This window comes from Actinomadura kijaniata, assembly GCF_014138665.1.
GTDB lineage: Bacteria > Actinomycetota > Actinomycetes > Streptosporangiales > Streptosporangiaceae > Spirillospora > Spirillospora kijaniata.
This window is the reverse complement of sequence record NZ_JACJIA010000008.1, coordinates 169,376-193,178: the sequence shown is the minus strand read 5'-3', so window position 1 is coordinate 193,178 and position 23,803 is coordinate 169,376. Positions and strand designations below refer to the sequence as shown.

The 23,803-nt window shown below is 72.8% G+C and carries 24 protein-coding genes and 1 pseudogene; 18 read left to right on the top strand and 7 right to left on the bottom strand.

The features are described from left to right. Positions 1 to 11: 11 nt before the first annotated feature. On the bottom strand, positions 12 to 1,046 hold the full coding sequence (locus HNR61_RS28370; protein WP_182846237.1) for a LacI family DNA-binding transcriptional regulator: 1,035 nt from the start codon (positions 1,044 to 1,046) through the stop codon (positions 12 to 14). Between the two features lie 564 nt (positions 1,047 to 1,610). Between HNR61_RS28370 and HNR61_RS28365 the strand changes: the two genes are divergently transcribed. Further along, the gene (locus HNR61_RS28365; RefSeq protein WP_067815278.1) at positions 1,611 to 1,841 is read left to right on the top strand and encodes a LuxR C-terminal-related transcriptional regulator; all 231 of its coding nucleotides are present in this window, start codon (positions 1,611 to 1,613) and stop codon (positions 1,839 to 1,841) included. Positions 1,842 to 2,092: 251 nt separating this feature from the next. On the opposite strand, the gene HNR61_RS28360 is transcribed toward HNR61_RS28365, so the two are convergent. After that, entirely contained in the window at positions 2,093 to 3,091 is a 999-nt protein-coding gene (locus tag HNR61_RS28360) for a C40 family peptidase (protein WP_312898135.1), read from the bottom strand. Between the two features lie 322 nt (positions 3,092 to 3,413). On the opposite strand from HNR61_RS28360, the gene HNR61_RS28355 reads away from it, so the two are divergent. The 12 genes and pseudogenes from HNR61_RS28355 to HNR61_RS28305 all read left to right on the top strand — a co-directional run bounded on the left by HNR61_RS28355 (position 3,414) and on the right by HNR61_RS28305 (position 16,489). Next, a complete protein-coding gene (locus HNR61_RS28355) occupies positions 3,414 to 3,926 on the top strand; it encodes an amino-acid N-acetyltransferase (RefSeq protein WP_182846235.1) in 513 nt (170 codons plus the stop codon). Between the two features lie 3 nt (positions 3,927 to 3,929). Then, the gene (locus tag HNR61_RS28350; RefSeq protein ID WP_182846234.1) at positions 3,930 to 4,742 is read left to right on the top strand and encodes an RDD family protein; all 813 of its coding nucleotides are present in this window, start codon (positions 3,930 to 3,932) and stop codon (positions 4,740 to 4,742) included. A gap of 92 nt (positions 4,743 to 4,834) precedes the next feature. Then, on the top strand, positions 4,835 to 5,479 hold the full coding sequence (locus HNR61_RS28345) for an RDD family protein (RefSeq protein WP_182846233.1): 645 nt from the start codon (positions 4,835 to 4,837) through the stop codon (positions 5,477 to 5,479). An 837-nt stretch (positions 5,480 to 6,316) separates the two neighbouring features. Further along, positions 6,317 to 6,646 carry a histone-like nucleoid-structuring protein Lsr2 gene (locus tag HNR61_RS28340; protein ID WP_067815268.1) on the top strand — a complete coding sequence of 110 codons (330 nt, stop codon included), beginning with the start codon at positions 6,317 to 6,319 and terminating at the stop codon, positions 6,644 to 6,646. 352 nt (positions 6,647 to 6,998) lie between these two features. Further along, positions 6,999 to 9,512: an ATP-dependent Clp protease ATP-binding subunit gene (locus tag HNR61_RS28335; RefSeq protein ID WP_067815266.1), complete on the top strand. Its 2,514-nt coding sequence runs from the start codon at positions 6,999 to 7,001 to the stop codon at positions 9,510 to 9,512. Between the two features lie 345 nt (positions 9,513 to 9,857). Beyond that, positions 9,858 to 10,669: pseudogene (locus HNR61_RS49435) on the top strand (inositol-3-phosphate synthase); the annotation flags it as partial. Beyond that, entirely contained in the window at positions 10,670 to 11,671 is a 1,002-nt protein-coding gene (locus tag HNR61_RS49430; RefSeq protein ID WP_281400604.1) for a UbiA family prenyltransferase, read from the top strand. It begins immediately after the preceding pseudogene. Beyond that, complete coding sequence (locus HNR61_RS28325) at positions 11,668 to 12,528, top strand: sugar phosphate isomerase/epimerase family protein (RefSeq protein WP_182846232.1); 861 nt, start codon at positions 11,668 to 11,670, stop codon at positions 12,526 to 12,528. The genes HNR61_RS49430 and HNR61_RS28325 overlap by 4 nt, the downstream gene beginning before the upstream one ends. Next, positions 12,518 to 13,135 carry an EboA domain-containing protein gene (locus HNR61_RS28320; RefSeq protein WP_182846231.1) on the top strand — a complete coding sequence of 206 codons (618 nt, stop codon included), beginning with the start codon at positions 12,518 to 12,520 and terminating at the stop codon, positions 13,133 to 13,135. The genes HNR61_RS28325 and HNR61_RS28320 overlap by 11 nt, the downstream gene beginning before the upstream one ends. Then, on the top strand, positions 13,136 to 13,996 hold the full coding sequence (locus HNR61_RS28315) for a TatD family hydrolase (protein WP_182846230.1): 861 nt from the start codon (positions 13,136 to 13,138) through the stop codon (positions 13,994 to 13,996). 1 nt (position 13,997) lies between these two features. Continuing rightward, entirely contained in the window at positions 13,998 to 15,125 is a 1,128-nt protein-coding gene (gene eboE, locus HNR61_RS28310; RefSeq protein ID WP_182846229.1) for a metabolite traffic protein EboE, read from the top strand. Beyond that, positions 15,122 to 16,489, top strand: coding sequence for an alkaline phosphatase family protein (locus HNR61_RS28305; RefSeq protein ID WP_182846228.1), 1,368 nt, complete (start codon positions 15,122 to 15,124; stop codon positions 16,487 to 16,489). Before eboE ends, HNR61_RS28305 begins: the two co-directional genes overlap by 4 nt. On the opposite strand, the gene HNR61_RS28300 is transcribed toward HNR61_RS28305, so the two are convergent. Further along, positions 16,446 to 16,964 (bottom strand): Lrp/AsnC family transcriptional regulator, encoded by a 519-nt coding sequence (locus tag HNR61_RS28300; protein WP_067815339.1) that lies wholly within the window; start codon positions 16,962 to 16,964, stop codon positions 16,446 to 16,448. The two genes, HNR61_RS28305 and HNR61_RS28300, sit on opposite strands and share 44 nt — an antisense overlap. 120 nt (positions 16,965 to 17,084) lie before the next feature. Between HNR61_RS28300 and HNR61_RS28295 the strand changes: the two genes are divergently transcribed. Both HNR61_RS28295 and HNR61_RS28290 read left to right on the top strand, forming a co-directional pair. Continuing rightward, the gene (locus HNR61_RS28295; protein ID WP_182846227.1) at positions 17,085 to 17,561 is read left to right on the top strand and encodes a DUF2000 domain-containing protein; all 477 of its coding nucleotides are present in this window, start codon (positions 17,085 to 17,087) and stop codon (positions 17,559 to 17,561) included. A gap of 60 nt (positions 17,562 to 17,621) precedes the next feature. Beyond that, positions 17,622 to 18,440, top strand: a complete 819-nt coding sequence (locus tag HNR61_RS28290; protein ID WP_182846226.1) for an N-acetylmuramoyl-L-alanine amidase — start codon at positions 17,622 to 17,624, stop codon at positions 18,438 to 18,440. On the opposite strand, the gene HNR61_RS28285 is transcribed toward HNR61_RS28290, so the two are convergent. Next, complete coding sequence (locus tag HNR61_RS28285) at positions 18,425 to 18,781, bottom strand: hypothetical protein (protein ID WP_182846225.1); 357 nt, start codon at positions 18,779 to 18,781, stop codon at positions 18,425 to 18,427. The two genes, HNR61_RS28290 and HNR61_RS28285, sit on opposite strands and share 16 nt — an antisense overlap. 74 nt (positions 18,782 to 18,855) lie before the next feature. Between HNR61_RS28285 and HNR61_RS28280 the strand changes: the two genes are divergently transcribed. Continuing rightward, a complete protein-coding gene (locus HNR61_RS28280; RefSeq protein WP_182846224.1) occupies positions 18,856 to 19,530 on the top strand; it encodes an ArsR family transcriptional regulator in 675 nt (224 codons plus the stop codon). Here HNR61_RS28280 and add read toward each other — a convergent pair. Together add and HNR61_RS28270 are read right to left on the bottom strand one after the other, a co-directional pair. After that, positions 19,527 to 20,498: an adenosine deaminase gene (gene add / locus HNR61_RS28275; RefSeq protein WP_182846223.1), complete on the bottom strand. Its 972-nt coding sequence runs from the start codon at positions 20,496 to 20,498 to the stop codon at positions 19,527 to 19,529. The genes HNR61_RS28280 and add overlap by 4 nt on opposite strands. A 50-nt stretch (positions 20,499 to 20,548) precedes the next feature. Next, positions 20,549 to 20,692 carry a hypothetical protein gene (locus HNR61_RS28270; protein ID WP_182846222.1) on the bottom strand — a complete coding sequence of 48 codons (144 nt, stop codon included), beginning with the start codon at positions 20,690 to 20,692 and terminating at the stop codon, positions 20,549 to 20,551. Positions 20,693 to 20,786: 94 nt separating this feature from the next. On the opposite strand from HNR61_RS28270, the gene HNR61_RS28265 reads away from it, so the two are divergent. After that, positions 20,787 to 21,494, top strand: a complete 708-nt coding sequence (locus HNR61_RS28265; RefSeq protein ID WP_182846221.1) for a B3/B4 domain-containing protein — start codon at positions 20,787 to 20,789, stop codon at positions 21,492 to 21,494. Here the strand turns inward: HNR61_RS28265 and HNR61_RS28260 are convergent. After that, entirely contained in the window at positions 21,485 to 22,519 is a 1,035-nt protein-coding gene (locus tag HNR61_RS28260) for an ROK family transcriptional regulator (RefSeq protein WP_182846220.1), read from the bottom strand. The genes HNR61_RS28265 and HNR61_RS28260 overlap by 10 nt on opposite strands. 74 nt (positions 22,520 to 22,593) lie before the next feature. Here HNR61_RS28260 and HNR61_RS28255 point away from each other — a divergent pair, with 74 nt between their 5' ends. Next, complete coding sequence (locus tag HNR61_RS28255) at positions 22,594 to 23,799, top strand: MFS transporter (protein ID WP_182846219.1); 1,206 nt, start codon at positions 22,594 to 22,596, stop codon at positions 23,797 to 23,799. The last annotated feature ends 4 nt before the right edge of the window (positions 23,800 to 23,803 follow it).

Sequence of the window (23,803 nt, the reverse complement as noted above, 5' to 3'; positions counted from 1 at the left end):
GGGGCGTCCGCTCAGGCCGACTCGCGGACGACCAGCTCCGGGACCAGGACGATCTGGCGGTGCCGGTGGCGCTCGCCCTCGGCGGTCTCCGCCAGGGCCAGCTCGGCGGCCTCCATCCCCAGCTGCCGGCGGGGCTGGCGGATCGTCGTCAGCGGGACGGCCGCGCTGGTCGCCAGCTCGATGTCGTCGTAACCGACCACGGCGATGTCGCCCGGAACCCGCACGCCCAGCCGCACCAGCTCGTTGACCAGCCCGATCGCGAGCAGGTCGTTGGCGCAGAACACGCCGTCGGGCACCGGGTCCATCTCCAGCAGCCGCCGCGCGGCGGCCCGCCCCTCCGTCGGGGACAGGGCCTCCTGGACCAGCGTCACCAGATCGCCGCCCCCGGCCTTCGCCAGCGTCCGGGCCGCGCCGTCCCGGCGCTCCTCGCACGGTCGCGGCACGGGCCTGCCCGTCACGAACGCCAGGTTCTCGCGGCCGGCGTTCAGCAGGTGCGCGGCCGCGATGTCGCCGCCCGCCACATGGTCCACCTGCGCCGAGCACACGTCCCGCCCGGTGCGGTCCAGCAGCACCACCGACATGCCCGCCGTCCGCAGCCGGTCGATCCCGGCCGACCCCAGGCACACCGGGATCGCCACGACCCCGGTGGCGCGCTGCGCCTCCAGCAGCTCCAGGACGCGCCGCTCCTTCTCCGGGGAGTGGTCGGTGGTGAGCCAGAACGCCTCGTAGCCCGCGGCGTTCAGGGTCTCCTCGACGCCGCGCGCCACATCGCTGGCGTACGGGTTGGACAGATCCTCCACCACGATGCCGAACGCACGCGCGCGCGGCGGATCGGTGGCGGGCGCGGTGGAGTCGGCGCCCTTGCGCAACCGCCGAGCGGACTCGTTGCGCACGAACCCCAGTTCCTCGATCGCCGCCCGAACGCGTTCACGGGTCGCTTCGGCCACGAGGTCTGGCCGGTTTAGGACATTCGAAACGGTCCCAACTGAGACCCCGGCACGCCTCGCGACTTCGCGAATACTGCTTTGTGGCAAGTCACTCCTCATCGGGCCCGGGTGTGTTTTCGCAGGTTATAGAGTCACCCGCCGCGAACCCCCGCAGGGCGGTCACAGTGTGTGTCCATGCGACCACACAAAGCACTCAATCGACGCTTGACGGGCCGGATCCGGCCGCCTAGCGTTCCGAGCCGAAGCGTAGCTTGAAACGATTCACGATCTTCGTTCACGGTCGGAACGGCGGAGCCCGACCGCGAACCGGTGAGACCGGCGGGGAGGGACGGGCTGAGATGGCTGGAGATCTGGGCCCGGTTCAGGCAAGTCGCCCCCCTCCTCGGCACGCCCGTCCACGCCGGAGTGGACGGGGCCGCGCCGGCGGGCGCGGTGTCCGGTCGGCCAACGAGTGAATCGTTACCCGGAGTTCCCCTACGGCGCCCCGCAATCGGCTCATCGGCCACCTCCGGCCAAGCGCGCGAGACGGAGAAGGAAAGCGATGATCTAAGTCCGGAAGGCTCCGGACCCGGCAACCCGACGCGTACACAGCGACGCTCACCCGTACCTGTGCAGCGAACGGCTGCATCCCCGCGGTCATCACCACGGACGAGGGAGGACGGAGTGGAACAGGCCACACTTGTGCGGCGTGGCACGGAGGACCTGCGGCTGAGCGAGGAGGAGATCCGGCTGCTGGCCCAGATCGCCAGCGGTGTGACCGCCGACGTGGCGGCGCGCAAGCTGGAGCTGAGCGCCCGTACCCTGCGGCGCCGGCTGCGCACGATCTGTGACCGGCTGGAGGTCAACACCCCCATCGAGGCCGTGGTGTGGGCGGCCCGTCGCCAGTTGATCTGATCCGGCCCGATCCGACGAAGCATCTGACCCCACGAACGAACGAGATCGACGAACTCCGTCCGTCCCCGCGGCGGCGGCACCGAAACGCTGACAGGTAGGTCCCTGCAGGCGGTGCCGCCGCGGACGGCGTCACCCGGGGGTCTCGCGCCCCCGCGCCGACACGCCCGCGCTGCGCGCGTCCGGGAGAGGGAGAGGGAGCGCCCTCCTCCCGGAAGGGAACCGCGCGCTTCGCGTGGCGGGCCGGCGTTCGTTCAGGCCACCCGCACGGCTCCGGCGAACGGGCGGCCCCCGATGGGGGCGATCTTGACGACGTCGCCGGTCTGCGGGGCGTGCAGCATCTTGCCGTCGCCCACGTACATGCCGACGTGGTGCAGGTCGGAGTAGAAGAACACCAGGTCGCCCGGCTGCAACTGGTCGCGCGGGATGTGCGTGCCCGCGTTCCACTGGCTGCCGGTGTAGTGCGGCAGGTTGATCCCGACCTTGTCGTAGGCCCACATCACCAGGCCCGAGCAGTCGAAGCTCTCCGGCCCGGCCGCGCCCCACACGTACGGGCGGCCGATCTTCGTCATCGCCAGGCGCAGCGCCTGCGCGCCCTTGCCGGTGCCGACGACCGGGAGCTTGGCGAGCTGGCTGGGGTCCCTCTTCACGAGCTTGCCGCGGACCTGCTCGTACAGCCGGGTGACCTTGGTGCGCTGCTGGTCGAGCTGGCCGCGCAGCTGCTTGACCTGCCTGGCGCGCTCGTCGGCGGTGCGGCGGGCGCGTTCGGCCGACTGCACCGCCTGCATCAGCCCGGCGACCTGGGTGCCGTCCTGCTTGGCGAAGTAGGTGAGGGTGGCGGACTGGTCGAGGATCGCCTGCGGGTCCTGGGAGGCGACGAACGACAGCGTCGGGTCCGGTCCGCTCTGCATGTAGGAGACGGCGGCCAGCCGCCCGATCTTCTCCCGCAGCCCGGCGAGGGTCTTCTCCTGCTGCTTGGCGTTGTCGGTGGCGACCTTGGCGGCCCGCTGCGTCTGCTGGAGGCGGACCTTCAGCCCGTTGTACTGCTCGGTGAGCTGTTCGAGCTGGTCGGCCAGCTGGTGGGCCTGCTCGCTGAGCTGCTTGGTGTCGTCGGGGTCGGCGTGGGCGGGGGCGGCGGGAGCGAGGGGGGTGACGGGGACGGCCAGTGCGGCGGAGAGCGCCACGGCGGCGGCGAGGACGCGGCGGCGCGTGGCGGATCGCGAAGAAGACGAGTCAGGGCGCGAAGGCTCCACGAGTTCTCCTCTCCTGGTCCGTTCACCGGGACGGCCGGCACGGGTGGGGCCCGCGGCTCCGCCCGCCGGCGTGCGGGATGGTCGCACGGTGACGGAACGCCTGGTCCGCCGGGGGTCATCGGTGACGGGGCGGACACCAGCGCAGGACATTAACGGAGCGCGGACCCGCTGCCAACCAGAACGGGAGAAAACGCAGGTGACGCGCGGTACGGGGGAGCGCCGCGCGGCCGTCGGCGCGCGCTTCGCGCCACCTGCCCGGTGCCAGGGGTAAGGGCGTGCCGGTGACCGGTAAAGAGTCGGTGTTCGGTAGGGTCGCCTGGTCATGGAGCTGGTGATCAGGCGGGCGCGGACCGCCGACGTGCGGCGGATCGCCGAGCTCATCGGGCTGTACGCCGGGACGGGCCGCCGCCTGTTGCGCAAGACCACCGTGACGCTGTACGAGGACGTCCAGGAGTTCTGGGTCGCCGAGGACACGCGCGGGAACGCGGTCGTCGGCTGCGGGGCGCTGCACGTGATGTGGGAGGACCTGGCGGAGGTGCGCTCGGTCGCCGTCGCGCCGGGCGAACACGGCCGCGGGATCGGTCATCACATAGTGACGAGACTTCTGGAGACGGCCCGGGAACTCGGTGTCAAACGGGTGTTCTGCCTCACGTTCGAGGTGGACTTCTTCGCCCGGCACGGCTTCGAGCCGATCCTGGGGACGCCCGTCTCCCCGGAGGTCTACGAGGAACTGCTGCGCTCCTACGACGAGGGTGTGGCGGAGTTCCTGGACCTGGACCGGGTCAAGCCGAATACGTTGGGCAATACCCGCATGTTGCTTCGCCTGGAGGACTGACCGATGAGCGATTCCCCTCACCGCGGCGGACAGTATCCGCCGCCGGGCGGCCCCGCCCCGGGGGGCGGATACGGCCCGCCGCCCAACTACCAGGGATCCCAGTGGCAGCCGCCCCGGCAGCAGCAGCCCGCCACCCGGCAGTGGCAGCAGCAGCCCCAGCAGTGGCACGACCAGACCGGGCAGGGCTCGTCCGACCAGTACGGCGACTACTCCTCCGGGGATGCCGCCGACCTGCCGCTGGCGTCGGTCGGCCGCCGCGCCGCCGCCCGGCTGCTGGACAACCTGCTGGTCACGGTGTTCGGGTTCGCGCTGATCCTGCCGATCACCGTGAGCGCGATCGGGCTGGGCGACTCCGGCAAGAAGGCCGCCTCCGAGGGCGGCATCTGGAACTGGCCGATCATCTTCACGTTGTTCGCGGTGCTGGCGGTGCTGCCGTTCGTCTACGAGGCCGTGCAGCTGTCGATGTGGGGCCGGACGCTGGGCAAGCGGCTGATGCACGTCGGCGTGGTGCGGCGCGACCCGGCCGGGGAGGCGCTGACCACCGCGCAGGCCGTCACCCGCGCCGCGATCAACAACATCGGCTACCAGGTCGGCCTGTTCTTCTTCCTGGTGCTGGCCGTGAAGGTCTGGGAGTATGCGGCCTACGGGTGCCTGGTGGCGGGCGTCGGCGCGCTGATGGCCTATCTGTGGGCGATCTGGGACCAGCCGCTGCGCCAGGCCCTGCACGACCGGTTCGCGGGCACCGTGGTGATCGACGAGCGCGTCGAGGCCGACGAGTACCACGAGGGTGACTCGGACCAGACCCAGGTCTTCTGATCCGGACCTCCGGCGCGGGAGGATGCCCGGATCGGGTCCGGGGGCCGTTCCCCGGAAGGTGACACCGACCCAGCGCGCCTGGGAGGGACGCGATGACCGCCGCACACGGGACCCCTCTCCGAGACGAGCCGGAACCGGACGAGGGCCCGTCCCCCGGTCCAGGGGCGGCGGACGCCGTCGTGGAGGACGCGGCGGACGGCGCCGAACGGGTCCTCGCCGAGCCGGGGCAGCGCCTGCTCGCGCGGATCGTCGACACGATGGTCGTCGGCCTGCCCGTCGTCATGGTCATGCGCGAGACGCTGCCGGGGCGCGTGATGGAGGTCGCCGCCCCGGTGGCCGTCGCGGGCCTCCTGCTGGTCTACGAGGCCGTGCAACTGGCGTTGTGGGGCCGGACGGTCGGCAAGCGCGTGGCGGGCATCGAGGTCGTCCGTGTGCCGCCGCCCACTGGTTCGGGCGACGACGCGGGCACCGGCGCGGACAGCGCAACGCCGCCGTCCCGGCTCGGCGTCGGGCGGTCGGTGCTGCGGGCCGCGGTCTACGCGCTGCCGATCACGGTGCGGCCGGTGCCGTTCCTGGGAGTGGCGGCCGGAATCTTCTGGGTGGTGAACGCCGCCGCCGTCTTCGAGGGCCCGTGGGGGCGCGGCGGTTTCGGCCTGCCCGGCGACGGCCGGCTTCGGCAGGCCGTTCATGACCGTCTGGCGGGAACGCTCGTTGTCAAAGCGCGGTCGCCGCAATAGTCACGACGAAGGCCGATCGGCGTGCGGAATGCGCCGTCCCGCCCCGCCGCGAAGGGGCTCCGAAGGGGCTCCGAACGGGCTCCGAAGGCACTCCGAACGAGTTCCGAACGGGGAACAGGATGCCTTTGGAAACCGTTGGGGCGACGGCCGGAAGCGATGAGCGGCGGCCGTCGGGCGAGAAGGCGGGCAAGCGGCGTTCGGTGGCGGCGCGCGGAACACCGCGCCCGGATGTGGCCCTGCGGATACGGCCCTGTAGATGTTCCCCGCCCCGTCCACCAGATGTGACAATCTGGACTTATCTCCTGTAAAGGAGTGGGCAACGCCGCAAGCGTCCGGCCGTGGCGCGCGGCGTGGTTTCGGCCAGCCTTCGATACGGGCGGCAAGGGATTTTCGGTGACCTGCCTCACGCCGTTACCCGTTGCCGTTCCGGCGCCGGCCGCGCCCGGGGCGCACCCGGCCGCGACCGGCCCCGACAGGGTGGTTAGTGTCGTTACGTCAGGGTTAATCGTTGGCGTCGTGGTGGGTGTTGCCCCACCCGTTAAGGGGGCCGGCGGGCCCATTTCCCGGGCCCCATACATGATCCCGCCCCTGGTCGGCGGCACCCCGGTGACCTGCGTCACCCCTCGAAAACGCCCTGCCCGCATGGGCGGACAATTCATACGGCCCGCCGCCTCCGCGCCCCGGGCACCCCTTCGAAGATTCGTCCGCACCGGCGATTACGATGAGTTACCACGGGGGAAGGGAAGTTCATCGTGAGTGTTGAATTGTCATCGCTCGGTAGCGCGGTATATCTTTGTCAACCGAATGCAGTTTGCTCCGGCTGAAAGGTCTGTCCCCATGGCACAGAAGGTTCAGGTGCTTCTCGTCGACGACCTCGACGGTGGCGAGGCGGACGAGACCGTATCGTTCTCGATCGACGGCGCCTCCTACGAGATCGACCTCAGTGGCGCCAACGCGAAGAAGCTGCGGGATTCTCTGCAGCCGTTCGTGGAGAAGTCGCGCAAGGCGGGTACCGCCCGCCGTGGTCGTCGCGGTGCGGCCCGTACCGGTTCCAACCGCGAGCGCAGTGCCGAGATCCGCGCCTGGGCCAAGGCCCGGGGCATCAAGGTCAATGAGCGTGGCCGAATCCCGCAGAACGTGATCGAGCAGTACGAGGCCGCCAACTGACGCGCCGGTCCGGTCATGCGGCCCGTCTCCGATGTGGGACGGGCCGTTCGCTTGTGGCGTAGCGATTTGTCGGTCGCGCCGGGCATGGGATCTGTGCGGACGGGCAGTACAGGGGCCATTCGGCAATCCGCGCGGTGTCACGTGGGCCACCTGCGAAAAAGCCCCGTTCGCTTGCGGCGTAGCGGGAACATGACGCACCGATGCGGTAGTTGGATGAGACTGAACAGCGCTTAGCTGGGGAACGTCTCCTGGTGGGAGTGCACCGGGCGGCCTCCTCGGGGCGGGCTAGCATGCGGAAGGACAGGTCCGGACGTTCCGGACTCTGCCCAACCGCTCTGTGAGGAGCGACGAGATGTTCGAGAGGTTCACCGACCGCGCGCGGCGGGTTGTCGTCCTGGCTCAGGAAGAGGCCAGGATGCTCAACCACAACTACATCGGCACCGAGCACATCCTCCTGGGTCTGATCCACGAGGGTGAGGGTGTCGCTGCGAAGGCCCTGGAGAGCCTGGGGATCAGCCTTGAGGCGGTGCGCCAGCAGGTCGAGGAGATCATCGGCCAGGGCCAGCAGGCGCCGTCGGGCCACATCCCGTTCACTCCGCGCGCCAAGAAGGTCCTTGAGCTGTCCCTGCGCGAGGCGCTGCAGCTAGGACACAACTACATCGGCACCGAGCACATCCTGCTCGGCCTGATCCGCGAGGGCGAGGGCGTGGCCGCCCAGGTCCTGGTGAAGCTGGGCGCCGACCTGAACCGGGTGCGCCAGCAGGTCATCCAGTTGCTGCACGGCTACCAGGGCAAGGAGCCGGCCGCGTCCGGCGGCCCGTCGGAGTCGGCGCCGTCCACCTCCCTGGTGCTGGACCAGTTCGGCCGCAACCTGACCCAGGCCGCCCGCGAGGGCAAGCTCGACCCGGTGATCGGCCGGGACAAGGAGATCGAGCGGGTCATGCAGGTGCTGTCGCGGCGCACCAAGAACAACCCGGTCCTGATCGGCGAGCCCGGCGTCGGCAAGACCGCCGTCGTCGAGGGGCTCTCCCAGAAGATCGTCAAGGGCGAGGTGCCCGAGACCCTGAAGGACAAGCAGCTGTACACCCTCGACCTCGGCGCGCTGGTCGCCGGGTCCCGCTACCGCGGTGACTTCGAGGAGCGGCTGAAGAAGGTCCTCAAGGAGATCCGCACCCGCGGCGACATCATCCTGTTCATCGACGAGCTGCACACCCTGGTCGGCGCGGGCGCCGCCGAGGGCGCGATCGACGCCGCGTCGATCCTCAAGCCGATGCTGGCCCGCGGCGAGCTGCAGACCATCGGCGCGACCACGCTCGACGAGTACCGCAAGTACCTGGAGAAGGACGCCGCCCTGGAGCGCCGCTTCCAGCCGATCCAGGTCGCCGAGCCGTCGCTGTCGCACACCATCGAGATCCTCAAGGGCCTGCGCGACCGCTACGAGGCGCACCACCGCGTGTCGATCACCGACGGCGCGCTGGTCGCCGCCGCGCAGCTGGCCGACCGCTACATCAGCGACCGGTTCCTGCCCGACAAGGCCATCGACCTGATCGACGAGGCCGGTTCGCGGATGCGCATCCGCCGGATGACCGCGCCGCCGGACCTGCGCGAGTACGACGAGAAGATCGCCAACGTGCGGCGCGAGAAGGAGTCCGCGATCGACGCGCAGGACTTCGAGAAGGCCGCCGCGCTGCGCGACTCCGAGAAGCAGCTGCTGGCGCAGAAGGCGCAGCGGGAGAAGGAGTGGAAGGCCGGCGACATGGACGTCGTCGCCGAGGTGACCGAGGAGCTCATCGCCGAGGTCCTGGCCACCGCCACCGGCATCCCGGTCTTCAAGCTCACCGAGGAGGAGTCGGCCCGGCTGCTCCGCATGGAGGACGAGCTGCACAAGCGGGTCATCGGCCAGGAGGACGCCATCAAGGCGCTGTCCCAGTCGATCCGCCGCACCCGCGCCGGCCTGAAGGACCCCAAGCGTCCCGGCGGCTCGTTCATCTTCGCCGGCCCGTCCGGCGTCGGTAAGACCGAGCTGTCCAAGACGCTCGCGGAGTTCCTGTTCGGCGACGAGGACGCGCTGATCCAGCTCGACATGTCCGAGTTCATGGAGAAGCACACCGTCTCGCGGCTGTTCGGCTCCCCGCCCGGCTACGTCGGGTACGAGGAGGGCGGCCAGCTCACCGAGAAGGTGCGCCGCAAGCCGTTCTCGGTCGTCCTGTTCGACGAGATCGAGAAGGCCCACCCGGACATCTTCAACTCGCTGCTCCAGATCCTGGAGGACGGTCGCCTGACCGACGCCCAGGGCCGGGTCGTGGACTTCAAGAACACCGTCATCATCATGACGACCAACCTCGGCACCCGGGACATCTCCAAGGGCGTCTCGATGGGCTTCGCCCGCTCGAACGACGACCAGGGCTCCTACGAGCGGATGAAGGCCAAGGTGTCGGAGGAGCTCAAGCAGCACTTCCGTCCCGAGTTCCTCAACCGCGTCGACGACACGGTCGTCTTCCACCAGCTCACCCCGAAGGAGATCATCCAGATCGTGGATCTGATGATCGCCAAGGTGGACGAGCGGCTGAAGGACCGCGACATGGGCCTCGAACTCAAGCAGGAGGCCAAGGACCTGCTGGCCGAGCGCGGCTACGACCCGGTCCTCGGCGCCCGCCCGCTGCGTCGCACGATCCAGCGGGAGATCGAGGACGCCCTGTCCGAGAAGATCCTGTACAACGAGCTCAAGGCCGGCCAGATCGTCATCGTCGGCGTCGAGGGCTCCGGCGAGACGGCCAAGTTCACCTTCAAGGGTGTGCCGAAGCCGTCCACCGTCCCCGACACCCCGCCGCCGATCGAGGGCGCGGTCAACTTCAACAAGGACTGACCGCCCGAGGCCACCGAGAAGGCCCGCACCGTCCGGTGCGGGCCTTCTCGCCGTCCTCCCCCCGGAACCGCCCGTGGATGGCCGCTAACGGTCTTGCCGGGTCCGCGTTCGACCGTTCCGAGTTGCACTGGAAACAGGCGGTGTGCGACGGCCCGGCCGTTCCCGGTGGGGCCGTCGCGCGCCCGGCGAACCATGGACCGCGGCCGGACGGCCGTGGCCTGAGTCCACGGGGGTGGCCGGTGGGGGTCGGGATCTGGCTGGTCGGCGCGCGCGGTTCGGTGGCGACGACGGCCGTGGCGGGGGCCGCGGCGCTCCGGGCAGGCCTGGTCCCGCCGGTGGGGGGGCGTGACGGAGACGCGGGACTTCGCGGGGGCGGGGCTGGCGCCGTGGTCGGCGCTGGTCTTCGGCGGCCATGACGTGGTGGAGACGCCGCTGCCGAAGCGCGCGGAGGCGCTGGCGCAGGCCGGGGTGATCCCCGCGCGGCTGGTGGAGGCCGTCCGGGACGGGCTGGCCGCCGCGGACGCCGAGATCCGCCCCGGCACGGAGGCGAGGGGCGGGCAGGCGGCCGAGGCGGCGCGGCTCGCCGCGGACGTCACGGCGTTCCGCGAACGGCACGGGCTGGACCGCGTCGTGGTCGTCAACGTCGCCTCCACCGAGTCCCCCCGCGCGCCGCGCGCCGAGCACGACGACCTCGCGGCGTTGCGGACGCGATGCGAACGGGGACGCCGCTGCCGCCCAGCTCGCTCTACGCGTACGCGGCCATCGCCGCGGGCTGCGGATACGTCGACTTCACGCCCTCGCCCGGCATCCGGCTGCCCGCGTTGGAACGGTTCGCCCGCGAGCGCGGGGTGCCCTACGCCGGAAGCGACGCCAAGACCGGCGAGACGCTGGTGAAGACGGCGCTGGCCCCGATGTTCGCGGCGCGGGCCCTGGACGTGCTGGCCTGGTCGGGGACGAACCTGCTGGGCGGCGGCGACGGGGCCACCCTCGCCGAGCCGGCGGCGCGGGCGAGCAAGACCGCCGCCAAGGACCGGGCCCTGCGGGAGATCCTCGGGCGGCAGGTCGAGGGGGAGACCCACATCGACCACGTCCTGGCGATGGGCGAGTGGAAGACCGCCTGGGACCACGTGCGGTTCGAGGGGTTCCTCGGGGCGGGGATGGCGCTCAACGACTACGCCGACCGGGACCTGGACGCCGGGGAGCGCCCCGAGCGCCCGATCCCGTCGGGCCGGGTGCGCCCCTGGCAGGCCCTGGGCGTCGCCACCGCCCTCACCGGCGCCGGGGTGGCGCTGGCCACGCTCCACGGCCGCGCGCGGGTCGCCGTCCCGCTGGCCGCCGTCGTCTGGGCCTACGACCTGAAGCTGAAGAACACCCCGCTGGGCCCGGTGGCGATGGCGACGGCGCGCGGCCTGGACGTCCTCATGGTCGGCGCCCGCCCCGAGGCGGTGGCGGCCGTCGCCGTCCACACGCTGGGGATCACCCTCCTCAGCCGGGGCGAGGTCCACGGCGGCCGCCGCCCCGACGCGGCGGCGGCCCTGGCGGCCACGGCCGCCGCGACGGCCCTCACGACGCTCAGCGCCCTCCACCGCACAACAGCCCCACCGACGACCACCGCCCCACCCAACGACACAAACCCGACCGGTCCCAGAGGCGGGGCGGCCTTGCCGACGCCCGGCGCTCCTCACTTCGACACGCCTCCGGACGAGGCCGGACGGCGCGTCACCACTGCCCTCACACACGGGCTGGATCTGCTGACGGCCGCCGCTTCCCACTTCGGCCCGACCCTGACAAACCACAAGACTCCACGCGACGGCGCAGCTCCACGCGTTGGTGCAGTTCCACGCGTTGGTGCGGTGTGGCGTGGGGGTACGGCTCTGCGGAGCGGTGCGGTTTTGGGCGGGGGTGGGTGGCGGGACGCGCGTGTGGTGTTGGCCGTGGGGCTCGCGGTGAGGTATGCGGTGCTTGTCGGTGGGGCCCAGGTCCACGTGGTCCGGGATCCCGGGGCCGGGCGGGTGCGGGCCGCCGTCGGGGCGGGGATCCTCGGGCTGGTGCCGCTCCAGGCCGCGCTGGTCGCGCGGCGGCGGCCCGGGCCGGCGGCGGTGCTGGCGGCCGTCCATCCGCTGGCGCGGGCGCTGGCACGGAAGGTGTCGCCGACGTGAGCGGCGGGCTGAGGTTCGCCTACGGGACCAACGGGTTCGCCAACCACCGTCTGGACGACGCCCTGGCCGTGCTGGCGGACCTCGGATACGACGGGGTGGCACTGACCCTGGACGCGGGGCATCTCGACCCGTACGCGCCCGATCTGGCCCGGCGGACGCGGCGGGTGGCGGCGCGGCTGGACGCGCTGGGGCTGCGGGCCGTGGTCGAGACCGGCGGACGGTACGTGCTGGACCCGCGCCGCAAGCACCGGCCGACGCTGCTCGACCCGCCCGAGGAGGCCGCGCGGCGGGTCGACCTGCTGGTCCGGGCGGTGCGCGTCGCCTCCGACCTGGGCGCCGAGGCGGTGTCGTTCTGGAGCGGGACCGCGCCGGAGGGGCTGCCGGAGCGGGCCGCCTGGGACCGCCTCGCCAAGGGGGTCGAGCCGGTGCTGGCGGAGGCCGAGCGGTACGGCACGCCGCTGGGGTTCGAGCCGGAGCCGGGGATGTTCGTGCGGGACATCGCCGGGTTCGAACGCCTGCGGGCGCTGCTGGGCGAGCCGGCCGGCCTCGGGATGACCCTGGACGTCGGGCACTGCCGCTGCCTGAAGCCCGAGCCGGTGCCCGACTGCGTGCGGCGCGCCGGGCCGTACCTGGTGAACGTCCAGATCGAGGACATGCGCCGGGGCGTGCACGAGCATCTGGAGTTCGGCGAGGGCGAGATCGACTTCCCGCCGGTGCTGGCCGCGCTGGCGGAGGTCGGCTACCGCGGGCTGGTCGGGGTCGAGCTGCCCCGGCACGGCCACGCCGCGCCCGCCGTCGCCGAGCGTTCCCTGGCGTTCCTGCGCCGCGCCCGGAAGGAGAGCGCCCATGCCGTCTGACCGGCTTTTGGACGAAGCCCTCGACGCGGCGGGCCGGGTCTGGCTGGCCGAGGCGGAGGCGCGCTGCGCCGCCGACCCGGACGCCGTCGCGCGGCTGTTCCCGGCGGCGCGGCGGGCCTGCGGGCGGGGAACGCTGCCCACCGGCCGTCCCATGGCGGAGGCGGCGCGGATCCGGCTGCTGCTCGCGCTGCCGCTGCGCGGCGCCGAGCTGGGGCGGGCGGTGTTCGACCTGTACCGCCACGGCGACACCGCCGAACGCCTCGCCGTGCTGCGCGGCCTTGACCCGCTCGACCGCCACCGCGCCCTCGGGGAGGCCGGACTGCCGATCGTGCGGGACGCGCTGCGCACCAACGACACCCGCCTCATCGAGGCCGCCGCCGGACCCTACGCGGCGGCCCGGCTCGACGACGACGCCTACCGGCAGGCCGTTCTGAAGTGCGTGTTCGTCGGCGTTCCCGTGGCGTCGGTCGCGGGCCTGGCCGACCGCGCCGACGGCGAGCTCGCCCGCATGGCCGCCGACCACGCCCGCGAACGCCGCGCCGCCGGGCGCGACGTCCCGCCCGACGTCGAACGGATCCTCCGCCTGGCCGGAGAACGGGAGTTCTAGATGCGCATCTTCGACCCGCACATCCACATGACCTCACGCACCACCGACGATTACGAGCGCATGCGCGACGCGGGCGTCCGGGCCGTGGTGGAGCCCGCTTTCTGGCTGGGGCAGCCGCGCACCTCACCGGACACGTTCGCCGACTATTTCGACTCGCTGCTGGGATGGGAGCCGTACCGGGCGTCGCAGTTCGGTATACGGCACCACTGCACGATCGCGCTGAATCCCAAGGAGGCCAACGATCCGCGCTGCCGCGGTGTGCTGGACCTGCTTCCCCGTTATCTCGCCAAGGACGGCGTCGTCGCCGTAGGGGAGGTGGGCTACGAGTCCATGACCCCTGACGAGGACGAGGTCTTCCGGGCGCAACTGGAGGCCGCCAAGGAATTCGGCCTGCCCGCGCTCGTCCACACCCCGCACCGCGACAAGGCCGCCGGAACGCGCCGCAGCCTGGATGTGGTGAAGGAATCCGGCCTGCCCCCGGAACGCGTCCTCATCGGCCACCTGAACGAGCTGACGGTGGAAATGGTCCTGGAATCGGGCTGCTGGCTCGGTTTCTCGGTCTATCCCGACACGAAGATGGACGAGCGCCGGATGGTGGCGTTGCTCCAGAAGTACGGTACCGACCGGATGGTGGTGAATTCCGCCGCCGACTGGGGACGCAGTGACCCGCTCAAGACCGCGAAGGTGGGGGTGGCCATGCTGGAGGCCGGGTTCGGCGAGGACGACGTGGACAGGGTGCTGTGGCGCAACCCCGTCGGGTTCTACGCGCAGAGCGGGCGGCTGGAGCTGTCGGAGGGGGAACCGGGCGCCGGGTACGCCGGTGACGAGTACGCCGGTAACACCGTGAAGCGGGGCGGGTGAGATGCGGTTCCGGCACCCCGACGGATCTCTCGTCCACCTCGCCTACTGCACCAACGTCCACCCGGCCGAGGACCTGGACGGCGTCATCGCGCAGCTTTCGCGTTACGCGCGGCCGGTGCGCGAACGCCTGGGCGCCCCCCGCCTGGGGGTGGGCCTCTGGCTGGCGCGACGCGTCGCCGACACGCTCATCACCGACCGGGCCGAGCTGGTGCGTCTGCGCAAGGCGCTGGACCACAACGGCCTGGAGGTCGTCACCCTGAACGGCTTCCCCTACGAGGGCTTCCAGGACGCGGTGGTGAAGCACAACGTCTACCACCCGGACTGGACGACGTCCGAGCGGGTCCGCTACACGCTCGACCTGGCACGCGTCCTGACGTTGCTGCTGCCCGAGGACGTGGACGGCGGCAGCGTCTCCACCCTCCCGCTGGCCTGGCGGGCGCCCTGGACGCCGCAGCAGGTCGCGATGGCCGACCGGCGCCGGGACCGCCTCAACCGGGAGCTGGCGGGCCTGGCCGCGGCCACCGGAAGGACGATCCGGGTGGGGTTCGAGCCGGAGCCGGGCTGCGTGGTGGAGACGACCGGGCAGGCCGTGCGGCACCTGGCGGGCCAGGGCGTCTGCCTGGACGCCTGCCATCTGGCGGTCGCGTTCGAGGACCCCGCCGAGGCGGTGGACCGGCTGGTGGCGGCCGGTTCGCCGATCGTGAAGCTCCAGGCGTCGTGCGCGCTGGAGCTGGACGGGGGCGCGGACCGCGAGGCCCTGCGCGCGTTCGCCGAGCCGCGCTTCCTGCACCAGACGCGCGCGGGCGGAGGCGCGGCGGCCGACGACCTGGACGCCGCGCTGGACCGCCTGCCCGCCGACGAGCCCTGGCGGGTCCACTTCCACGTCCCGCTGCACGCCGCCCCCGAGCCCCCGCTGCGGTCCACCCGGCACGTCCTGGAGGACGCCCTCGCGGCGCTGTTCGGCGGGGAGCGCGCCCTCACCCCGCACGTCGAGGTCGAGACCTACACCTGGGAGGTCCTGCCCGACCCGCCGGACGGCCCGGACGCCCTCGCCGACGGCATCGCCGCCGAGCTGGCCTGGACCGCCGACCGCCTCACCGCCCTCGGGCTGAAGCGGGAGCACGCGTGAACCGCCTGGTCGTCATCGACGTCGTCGGCCTGACCCCGCGCCTGCTGGACCACATGCCGAACCTGGCCGGGGCCCTGCGGTCCCGCGCGACGCTCGGCACCGTCCTGCCCGCCGTCACGTGCTCGGCGCAGTCCACGTTCCTGACCGGCGCGCCGCCGCGCGACCACGGCGTCGTCGGCAACGGCTGGTACTTCCGCGACCTCGGCGAGGTGCTGCTGTGGCGGCAGCACAACCGCCTGGCCGGCGGCACCAAGCTGTGGGACGACGCGCGCCGCGCCCACCCCGGCTACACCGTCGCCAACGTCTGCTGGTGGTACGCCATGGGCGCCGACGTGGACTGGAACGTCACCCCGCGCCCGATCTACCACGCCGACGGCCGCAAGTCCCCCGACTGCTACACCCACCCGCCCGAGCTGCGCGTGGAGCTGACCCGGGAGCTGGGGCGCTTCCCGCTGTTCTCCTACCGGGGGCCGAAGGCGGGCATCGCGTCCAGCAGGTGGATCGTGGAGGCGTCCCGGCGGCTGCTGTTCCGCGAACGGCCCGACCTGACCCTCGTCTATATCCCGCACCTGGACTACGACCTGCAACGTTTCGGTCCGGACGGGCCGGAGGCGGTCGCGGCGGCGCGGGCGGTGGACGACACGTTGCGGCCGCTGCTGGACGACGCGCTGGGGCTCGGCGCGACCGCCGTGGCGCTGTCGGAGTACGGGATCACGCCGGTGTCGCGGCCCGTGGACGTCAACCGGGCGCTGCGGCGGGCCGGGCTGCTGGAGGTGTACCGGCAGGCGGGGATGGAGTACCTGGACCCGTGGACGTCGCGGGCGTTCGCCGTGGCCGACCACCAGATCGCCCACGTGTACGTGCGCGACCCCGCCGACCTGGCGAAGGCGCGGGACCTGCTGGCGGGGCTGCCGGGCGTCGCCGAGGTGCTGGACGCCGACGGCAAGGCCGCGCACGGGCTCGACCACGAACGCTCGGGCGAGCTGGTCGCGGTGGCGGAGCCGGACGCGTGGTTCACGTACTACTACTGGCTCGACGACGCGCGGGCCCCGGACTTCGCGCGGCTGGTGGACATCCACCGCAAGCCCGGATACGACCCGGCGGAACTGTTCCTCGACCCCGGCGACCGGTTCGTGAGGCTGCGGGCGGCCAGGGCGCTGGCCCGCAAGGAGCTGGGCCTGCGGTACACGATGGACGTCGTCCCGCTGGACCCGTCCCCGGTGCGCGGCAGCCACGGGCGGCTCCCCGCCGACCCGGCGGACGGGCCCGTGCTGCTGTGCTCGCGCCTCCTGGACCGCGACGCCTACGCCGCCACCGACGTCAAGTCCCTGCTGCTCTCCCTCGCCGGGCTGGACGCGGCGTGACCCGCCCGCCCCCGGCCCGGTCGGGCGGCACCTCCACGGCGGTCTTGCGGATGTGGTCGTAGACCAGGGAGGTCCGCACGTCGGCGATGTGCCGGTGCCGCGCCACGTGGTCCAGCACGAAGTCGCGCAGGTCGCCGGGGTCGCGCACGGCGACCTGCACGATGAAGTCGTCCCCGCCCGACACCACGAACACCGCGATCGTCTCCGGCAGCGCGGTGACGTGGTCGCGGAACGCGTTCACCGCCTCCCGGGTCTTGGGGTGCAGCCGCACGTTGATCAGCGCCTGGACCGGGCGTCCCAGCGCGGCCAGGTCCACCTCGGCGTGGAAGCCGGTGATGACGCCCCGGTCGCGCAGCGCGCGGACGCGTTCCAGGCAGGTGGAGGGGGCGATGCCGAGGCGTTCGGCCAGGTCCCGGTTGGTCTGCCTGCCGTCCTCCTGCAACGCCCGCACGATCGCCGAATCAAGTTCGTCCACGGAGCCCTCCCCGGCCATGTCGCCGAATTATCTTCGGAATCCGGCTTTTCCAATTGATTCTAGAACGGCGACATCGCCAGTCTCTTGGAGAAGATTCGGAGCCTTCCCGAGAGGTGTGCCATGAGCGTCGCCACCCTGCCCGACTGGGCGCGGTCCCTGGACCCGACACCGGAGCTGCCCACCAGGCGGTCCCCGGTCAAGTGGGTGATCCTGGTCGACCGGAACCTGCCCGCCGGGCTCCAGGTCAACGCCGCCGCCTGCCTGGGGGCCGCGATGGGACGCGGCGTCCCCGGCCTGGTCGGCGCGGGCGGCGCCGACGCCTCCGGCGACGACCACCCCGGGCTGCCCTGGCTCGGCTGCACGGTCCTGGCGGCCACCGGGCCCGTGCTGGGCGCGCTCCGCGAGGAGGCCCGCGCCGAACCCGAACTGGTGGTGACCGACATGGCCGACGTCGCCCAGCGCGTCCGCGTCTACGCCGACTACCTGGCCGAACTCGCCCGCACCGACGGAGCCGACCTGAACTACCTGGCCCTCGGCATCGCCGGACCCCGCGCCGCCGTGGACCGGCTCACCGGCCGCTTCCCGCTGCTGCGGTGACTGGCCGGAAGCGGGCGGGGCGTTCAACGGCGCGCCGGTTCACCGGTAGCGTGCGGTGCCATGGTGGCTCGACGCGGCCTGTGCGCCGCAGCGGTGGTGGTGTCGTCGGCGACGGCCGCGGTGACGGCGGGGGCCGTGCTGGCCGGGGAGGACGCCCCGGCGGCCCGTTCCGCGGCGCGGGGCGCGCCCGCCGCCACCCCCGTCGCCGCCCTGGCCGGATCGCTGGCCGGAAAGGTGGTCGTCATCGATCCGGGGCACAACGGGCTCAACCACCGGCACCCGAAGATCATCAACCGGAAGGTGAAGGCCGGGCCGTTCCGCAAGGCGTGCGACACCACCGGCACGTCCACGAACTCCGGCTACACCGAGGCCGCGTACACGTTCGACGTGGCGACCCGGCTGGCGAGGGCGCTGCGCGCCAGGGGCGCGAAGGTCGTGCTGACCCGCCCGAACAACAAGGGCGTCGGCCCGTGCGTCGACGAACGCGCCGCCATCGCCAACCGGCTGCGCGCCGACGTCGCCCTCTCCGTCCACGCCGACGGCGCGCCCAGCGGCCGCCGCGGCTTCCACGTCATCACGCCGGGCTACGTGAAGGGCTACACCGGCCCGATCGTGAAGCCGTCGCAGCGCCTCGCCCACGACGTCCGCCACGCGTTCCGCAGGGGAACGGGCCAGCCCTACGCCGACTACATCGGCCGTAACGGCATCGACGTGCGCGAGGACCTCGGCGGGTTGAACATGTCGAAGGTCCCGAAGGTCTTCGTCGAGTGCGGCAACATGCGCAACAGGACGGACGCGGCGAAGATGCGCAGCGCCGCCTGGCGCCAGCGCGCCGCCGACGCGCTCGCCGCCGGGCTGAACACCTACCTGCGCCGCTGACGGATGCGGCGGGCGCGCGCCTCGGCCTGCTCCGGGGCGGCGTTGGAACGCTCGACCCGCCGGTTGAGCTGCCATTCGACGACCTCGCCGAGCGGGGCGTCACGGTACTTCCTCCAGAGGACGGCGGGGCGCCGGTTCAGGCGGCGTTCGAGGCGGTCCTCGTCGAGGCCGCCGCGCACGACGGTGAGCTCCTGGGCGACGCGGTGCCGTGCGGCGCGGTGCTTGAGGGCGCGGTTGCGCGGGATGTTCTTGCGGGAGGACTTGTCGTTCTCGCCGTACCAGTTGCGGCGGTCCCTCTGGTAACTGAGGCGTTTCTTCTCCTGCGGGGTCAGGCGCTTCATGCCCCCGACGGTAGGAGCACCGCGGCGCGTCCGGCCAGCGAATTCTGTCGGACCCGCCGCCTACTGTTTCGAACATGAGATCGAACGTGCTGGGCTCGGCCGCGGATTTCCGGCGCGGCGGACACTCCTCCCGTCGCCCCCTGGACTCCCATCTGGCGCAGCTCTTCATGCGCGACCTGCGGGCGGACGCGCCCCCGCAACTGCCGATCTTCCGGTCCCGGCTCCAGGGCGAGCTGCTGGCCCGGCTGCTGCTCGGCCCCGACCGCGAGCACACCATGCTCGACCTGGCCGTCATGCTCCGCACCGACCTCGGCTCGGTCGTCCGCGAGGTGGACCGCCTCGCCCGCGCCGGCCTGCTCACCCTGCGCCGCACCGCCGCCGGGCGCCTCGCCTCCCGCGACACCGCCACCCCGCTGCACGAGCCGCTCGCGCAGCTGGTGATGCACACGTTCGGACCGAAGGCCGTGGTGGCCGAGGAGTTCGGCGCCCTGCCCGGAGCGGCCGAGATCCACCTGTTCGGCGCCTGGGCGGAACGCTACTCCGGCGTCGCCGGGGAGCCGCCCGGCGACGTGGAGGTGCTGGTGGTCGGCGCGGTGGACCCCGGGGCCGCGTTCGACGCCGCCCAGGAGTCCGCCGCGCGGCTCGGCCTGCCCGTCCACCCGGTGGTCCGGACAGTGGGCGAGTGGCGGGACGACACCGACCCGTTCCTGCGGCAGATCCGGGCGTGCTCCCTGGTGCGGGCGCGCTAGCCCAGCCAGGCGTCGATCTCGGCGCGCAGGCGCTCCTTGGTGCCCGGCGGCGCGAACGACGCCTCCACGCCGTTGCGCGCCAGCTCCGCCAGCACCGCGTCGTCGTAGCCGAACGCGTCGCGCACCCGCGCGTACTCGGCGGCCAGCGGCGCGCCGGTCATCTGCGGGATGTCGGTGTTGACCGTCACCAGCAGGCCCGCCTCGCGCAGCCGGGGCAGCGGATGGTCGGCCAGGCTCGGGGCGAACCCGAGCGCGACGTTGGACGACGGGCACACCTCCAGCGGGATGCGGCGTTCGCGGACCTCGGCGACCAGGTCGGGGTCGTCGAGGACGCGGATGCCGTGCCCGAGGCGCTCGGTGCGCCCGCCGTCGAGCGCCTGCCGGATGCTGGCGGGCCCCTCCGCCTCCCCGGCGTGGTGGACGATGTGCAGCCCCGCGTCCCGGGCCGCCGCGAACACCTCCACGAACGGGTCCCCGGGGAACGCCTCGTCCCCGGCCAGCCCGACCGCGACGACCTCGTCCCCGTGCTCGCGCGCCAGGTCGAGCGTGCGCCAGGCCCGCTCCACCGACCGCCGCCGCGAGTGGTCCAGCAGCAGCCGGCACTCGACGCCGAAGTCCTCCCCGCCCCGCCGCAACCCCTCGATGACCGCCGCGAGGGGCATGTCGAGGTCGCCGAGCCGCTCCCCATGGGCGGCGGCGGTGAACGACACCTCCGCGTACCGGGTGCCCTGCGCGGCCTCGTCCTCGCAGAACTCGTAGGCGATGCGCCGGAAGTCCTCGGGCGTCGTCAGAACGGAACGCACCAGCTCGTTCTGCTGGAAGAACCCGGCGAACCCGCCAAGGGACTCCGACGGCTCGGGAACGGCGCCCCCGTTGGCCGCTCCGATCTCCCGCAGCGTCTCCCAGCGGACGGTGCTCTCCAAGTGGACATGAAGATGGACCTTGGGCAGCTCACTCAGATCACGCACCGCCCAACCGTAGGCAACCCCGCCCCACGTGAACCACCCATTTTGTCCCGCTACAGACGGACCAGCCGCTTCAGATCGATGTCCATACCGAACGGCACCTCCACCACGACACGGTCGCGATGGATGCCCGTCGCCACATAGGAACCGGTGGCCTCCTCCTCGACCCGCCAGAAGTGCCTGATCCCGGTGGGCAATGGCTCTCTCGGGCTGGTCGTGATTGGACCTGTGCTCCGGGCCAATGCGGCGGCAGAGTGGGGCGGGAGGTTCGTTCCGTTGACGGGGAGTGGTATGTACTTTCAGCACGCGCCGGAGATCTGGGCGGAGTATCCGGAGCTGGTGGCCGGTGCGGCGTTCATCACGGGGATCGGCGCGGGCGCCGATGTGGAGGCCCGTGTCGCGAAGTTCTACGCCGTCGCGGAGGAGCGGCTGGCGGCGGGGCCGGAGAGCGAGTTCCCGGAGATCCGGGCGTGGCGGCGCGCGTTCGCGAAGATGGGGCTCAAGCCGACCCAGTACCGGTGCGCGTCCGAGGCGCTGCTGCGCCGCTTCAAGCGGGAACGGGAGCTGCCGCGCATCCACCCGTTGATCGACCTGTGCAACGCGATCTCCCTGGCGTACGCGATCCCCGTCGCGGCGATCGACGTCGCCGAGGTGGCCGGGGGCCTGGAGGTGCGCCCGGCGCGCGGGGACGAGGAGTACCTGACGTTCGGCGGCGAGATCGAGCACCCGGTCCCCGGCGAGGTGGTCTTCGCCGACGAGGCGGGCCGGGCCCACGCCCGCCGCTGGACCAACCGGCAGAGCGGCCGGTCCGCCGTGCGCGGCACCACCGGCGAGGTGCTGATCGTGGCGGAGGCGCTGCACGGGACGGCGGCCGGGGACGTCCCGGCCCTGCTGGAGACGGTGGCCGCCGAGCTGGCGGAGGTGTGGCCGGGGACCCCGGTGACGGCGGTGCTCAGCGCCGCGGACCCGCGCCTGGAGTTCGCCCCGGCTCAGCCGTAGATGGCGTCGCGGGCGAGGTCCAGCCCGGTCAGGACCGCGCCCCGCAGGACGGTGTTGCCCTCGACGGTGCTCGCGCGGACCTGCGCGGGGGCGGGGGAGCGGGCGTTGAGGCGCGCGGCCACCAGCCCGGCGAGCCCGTCCCCGCCGTCGCGGCCGGTCGCGCCGCCGAGCACGACGAGTCCGGGATCGACCACGGCGACCAGCGCGAACGCGGCCTCGGTGATGAGGTCGGCCACGACCCCGGCGTCCAGCCCGGCGATCCGGTCGGCCTCCAGCATGTCGCAGAACGTCGCGCCGCCGCCGAGTTCGAGCAGCCCGACCTCACCGGCGCCCCCCGAGGCGCCCCGCCGCAGCCGCCCGCCCAGCACGAGCGCCGCGCCGATGCCGTCGTCCAGCCACAGCAGGGCGAAGTCGTCGCGCCCCACCGCGGATCCGTTCCGGTGCTCGGCGATGGCGGCGAGGTTGACCTCGTTGTCCCCGACGACCCGGGTGCCGAGCCGCGCTTCGAGGGCCCGCACCAGGTCCGCCCGCCACCCGGGAACGCCGACGGCGAGGGCCTCCTGGGTGCGCGGATCGACGACGCCGGGCACCGCGACCACGACGGTGTGCGGTTCGCGCCCGCCCCCGGCCTCGGCCACCGCGTCGGCGATCACCCCGACCAGATCGACGGAGGGGGCGCCGGAGACGGGCAGGGGACGGGTGGCGGTGGCGACCGTCCGGCCCGTGATGTCCGCCACGGTGGCGTGCACGGCGTGGCGGCGGATGTCCACGCCCGCCACGTGGGCCCGGCCGGGGACGAGGCCGTAGACGCGGGCGTTGGGGCCGCGGCGTTCGGCGCCCGTCTCCCCGGCCACCTCGATCAGGCCGCCCGCGCTCAGCCGTTCGATCAGGTCGGAGACCGTCGGCCGGGACAGGCCGGTGAGGGTGCGCAGCTGCGGCGCGGTCAGCGGGCCGTGCTCCAGCAGCAGGTCGAGGGCGCGACGGTCGTTGATCGCGCGGGCCAGGGTCGGGGTGGCGGGCTTCACGGGACCATATTAATCAGGCAGGGTCCCTGATGAATCTTTTCATCAGGGAGCCTTCCTGTTAATTTGGCGCTCCTATGAACAAGCATCGCGTCGCCATCTCCGCCGTGTTCGTTCTCCACGGAGCCGGGGCGGGGAGCGTGGCCACCCGCATCCCCTGGTTCCAGGACCGCTTCGACCTGGGCCCCACGCTGCTCGGCCTCGTCCTGCTGTGCCCGACGATCGGGGCGTTCGTCGGCATGCCCCTGGCCGGGCGCGTGGCCCACCGGCTCGGCACCCGCACGGCCACCCGCCTGATGCTGGCCCTGTGGGCCGCCGTCTTCGCGCTGCCCGCCCTCGCCCCGTCGCCCCTCCCGCTGGTCCCGCTGTTCCTGCTGTACGGCGTGCTGATCGGGATGCTGGACGTGGTGATGAACGCCCACGCCGTCGTGGTCGAACGCGCCCTGGAGCGCCCCGTCATGTCCGGCTTGCACGGCCTGTGGTGCGTGGGCAGCCTGGCGGGCGGCGGCATCGGCGCGCTCGCCGCCCAGACCGGCACCGACGCCCGCCTGCACCTGGGGGCGATGGCGGTGGCGCTGCTGCTCGTGGGAGCGGCGGCCGGCCCGTTCCTGCTCCCCGACACGACCGCCCCGGACGCCCCGGCGCCGCGGCGCTTCGCGTTGCCGACGCGGGCGGTGGCGGCGCTCGGCCTGGTCGGGTTCTGCGCGACGTTCGCCGAGGGGGCGTCGGCGAACTGGACCGCCGTCTACCTCATCGAGGTCACCGGCGCGGGCGCCGGCCCCGCCGCCGCCAGCTACACGTTCTTCATGCTGTGCATGGCGACCGCGCGGCTGGCGGGCGACCGCCTGGTCCGCCGGTTCGGCCCGGTCGCCACGGTCCGGTACGGCGGCGTCCTGGCCGTCGCGGGCGGCGTCGTGGTCGTGACGTCCCGCACGACCCTGCTGAGCATCCCCGCCTTCGCGCTGATCGGCGTGGGCGTCGCGGTGGTCGTCCCCCTGGTCATCACGGCGGCGGGCAACGCGAGCGCGTCCCCGGGCGAGGGCGTCGCGAGCATGACCACGATCACCTACCTGTCCGGCCTGGCGGCCCCGGCCGTCACCGGCTGGCTGGCGGGCACGGTCTCCTACCCCGCCGCCTTCGTCGTGATCACCGCGGTGGCCGGCCTGATGACCGTCCGGGCCGGGGCCCTCCGCCCCCGCACGGCCCCGTCCGGCACGCTCACCCGGTCTCCGCTGCCGGAGCCGTCGAGCCCGTCCGAGGCGCCCGCCCGGCGGACGGGGTGAGGCG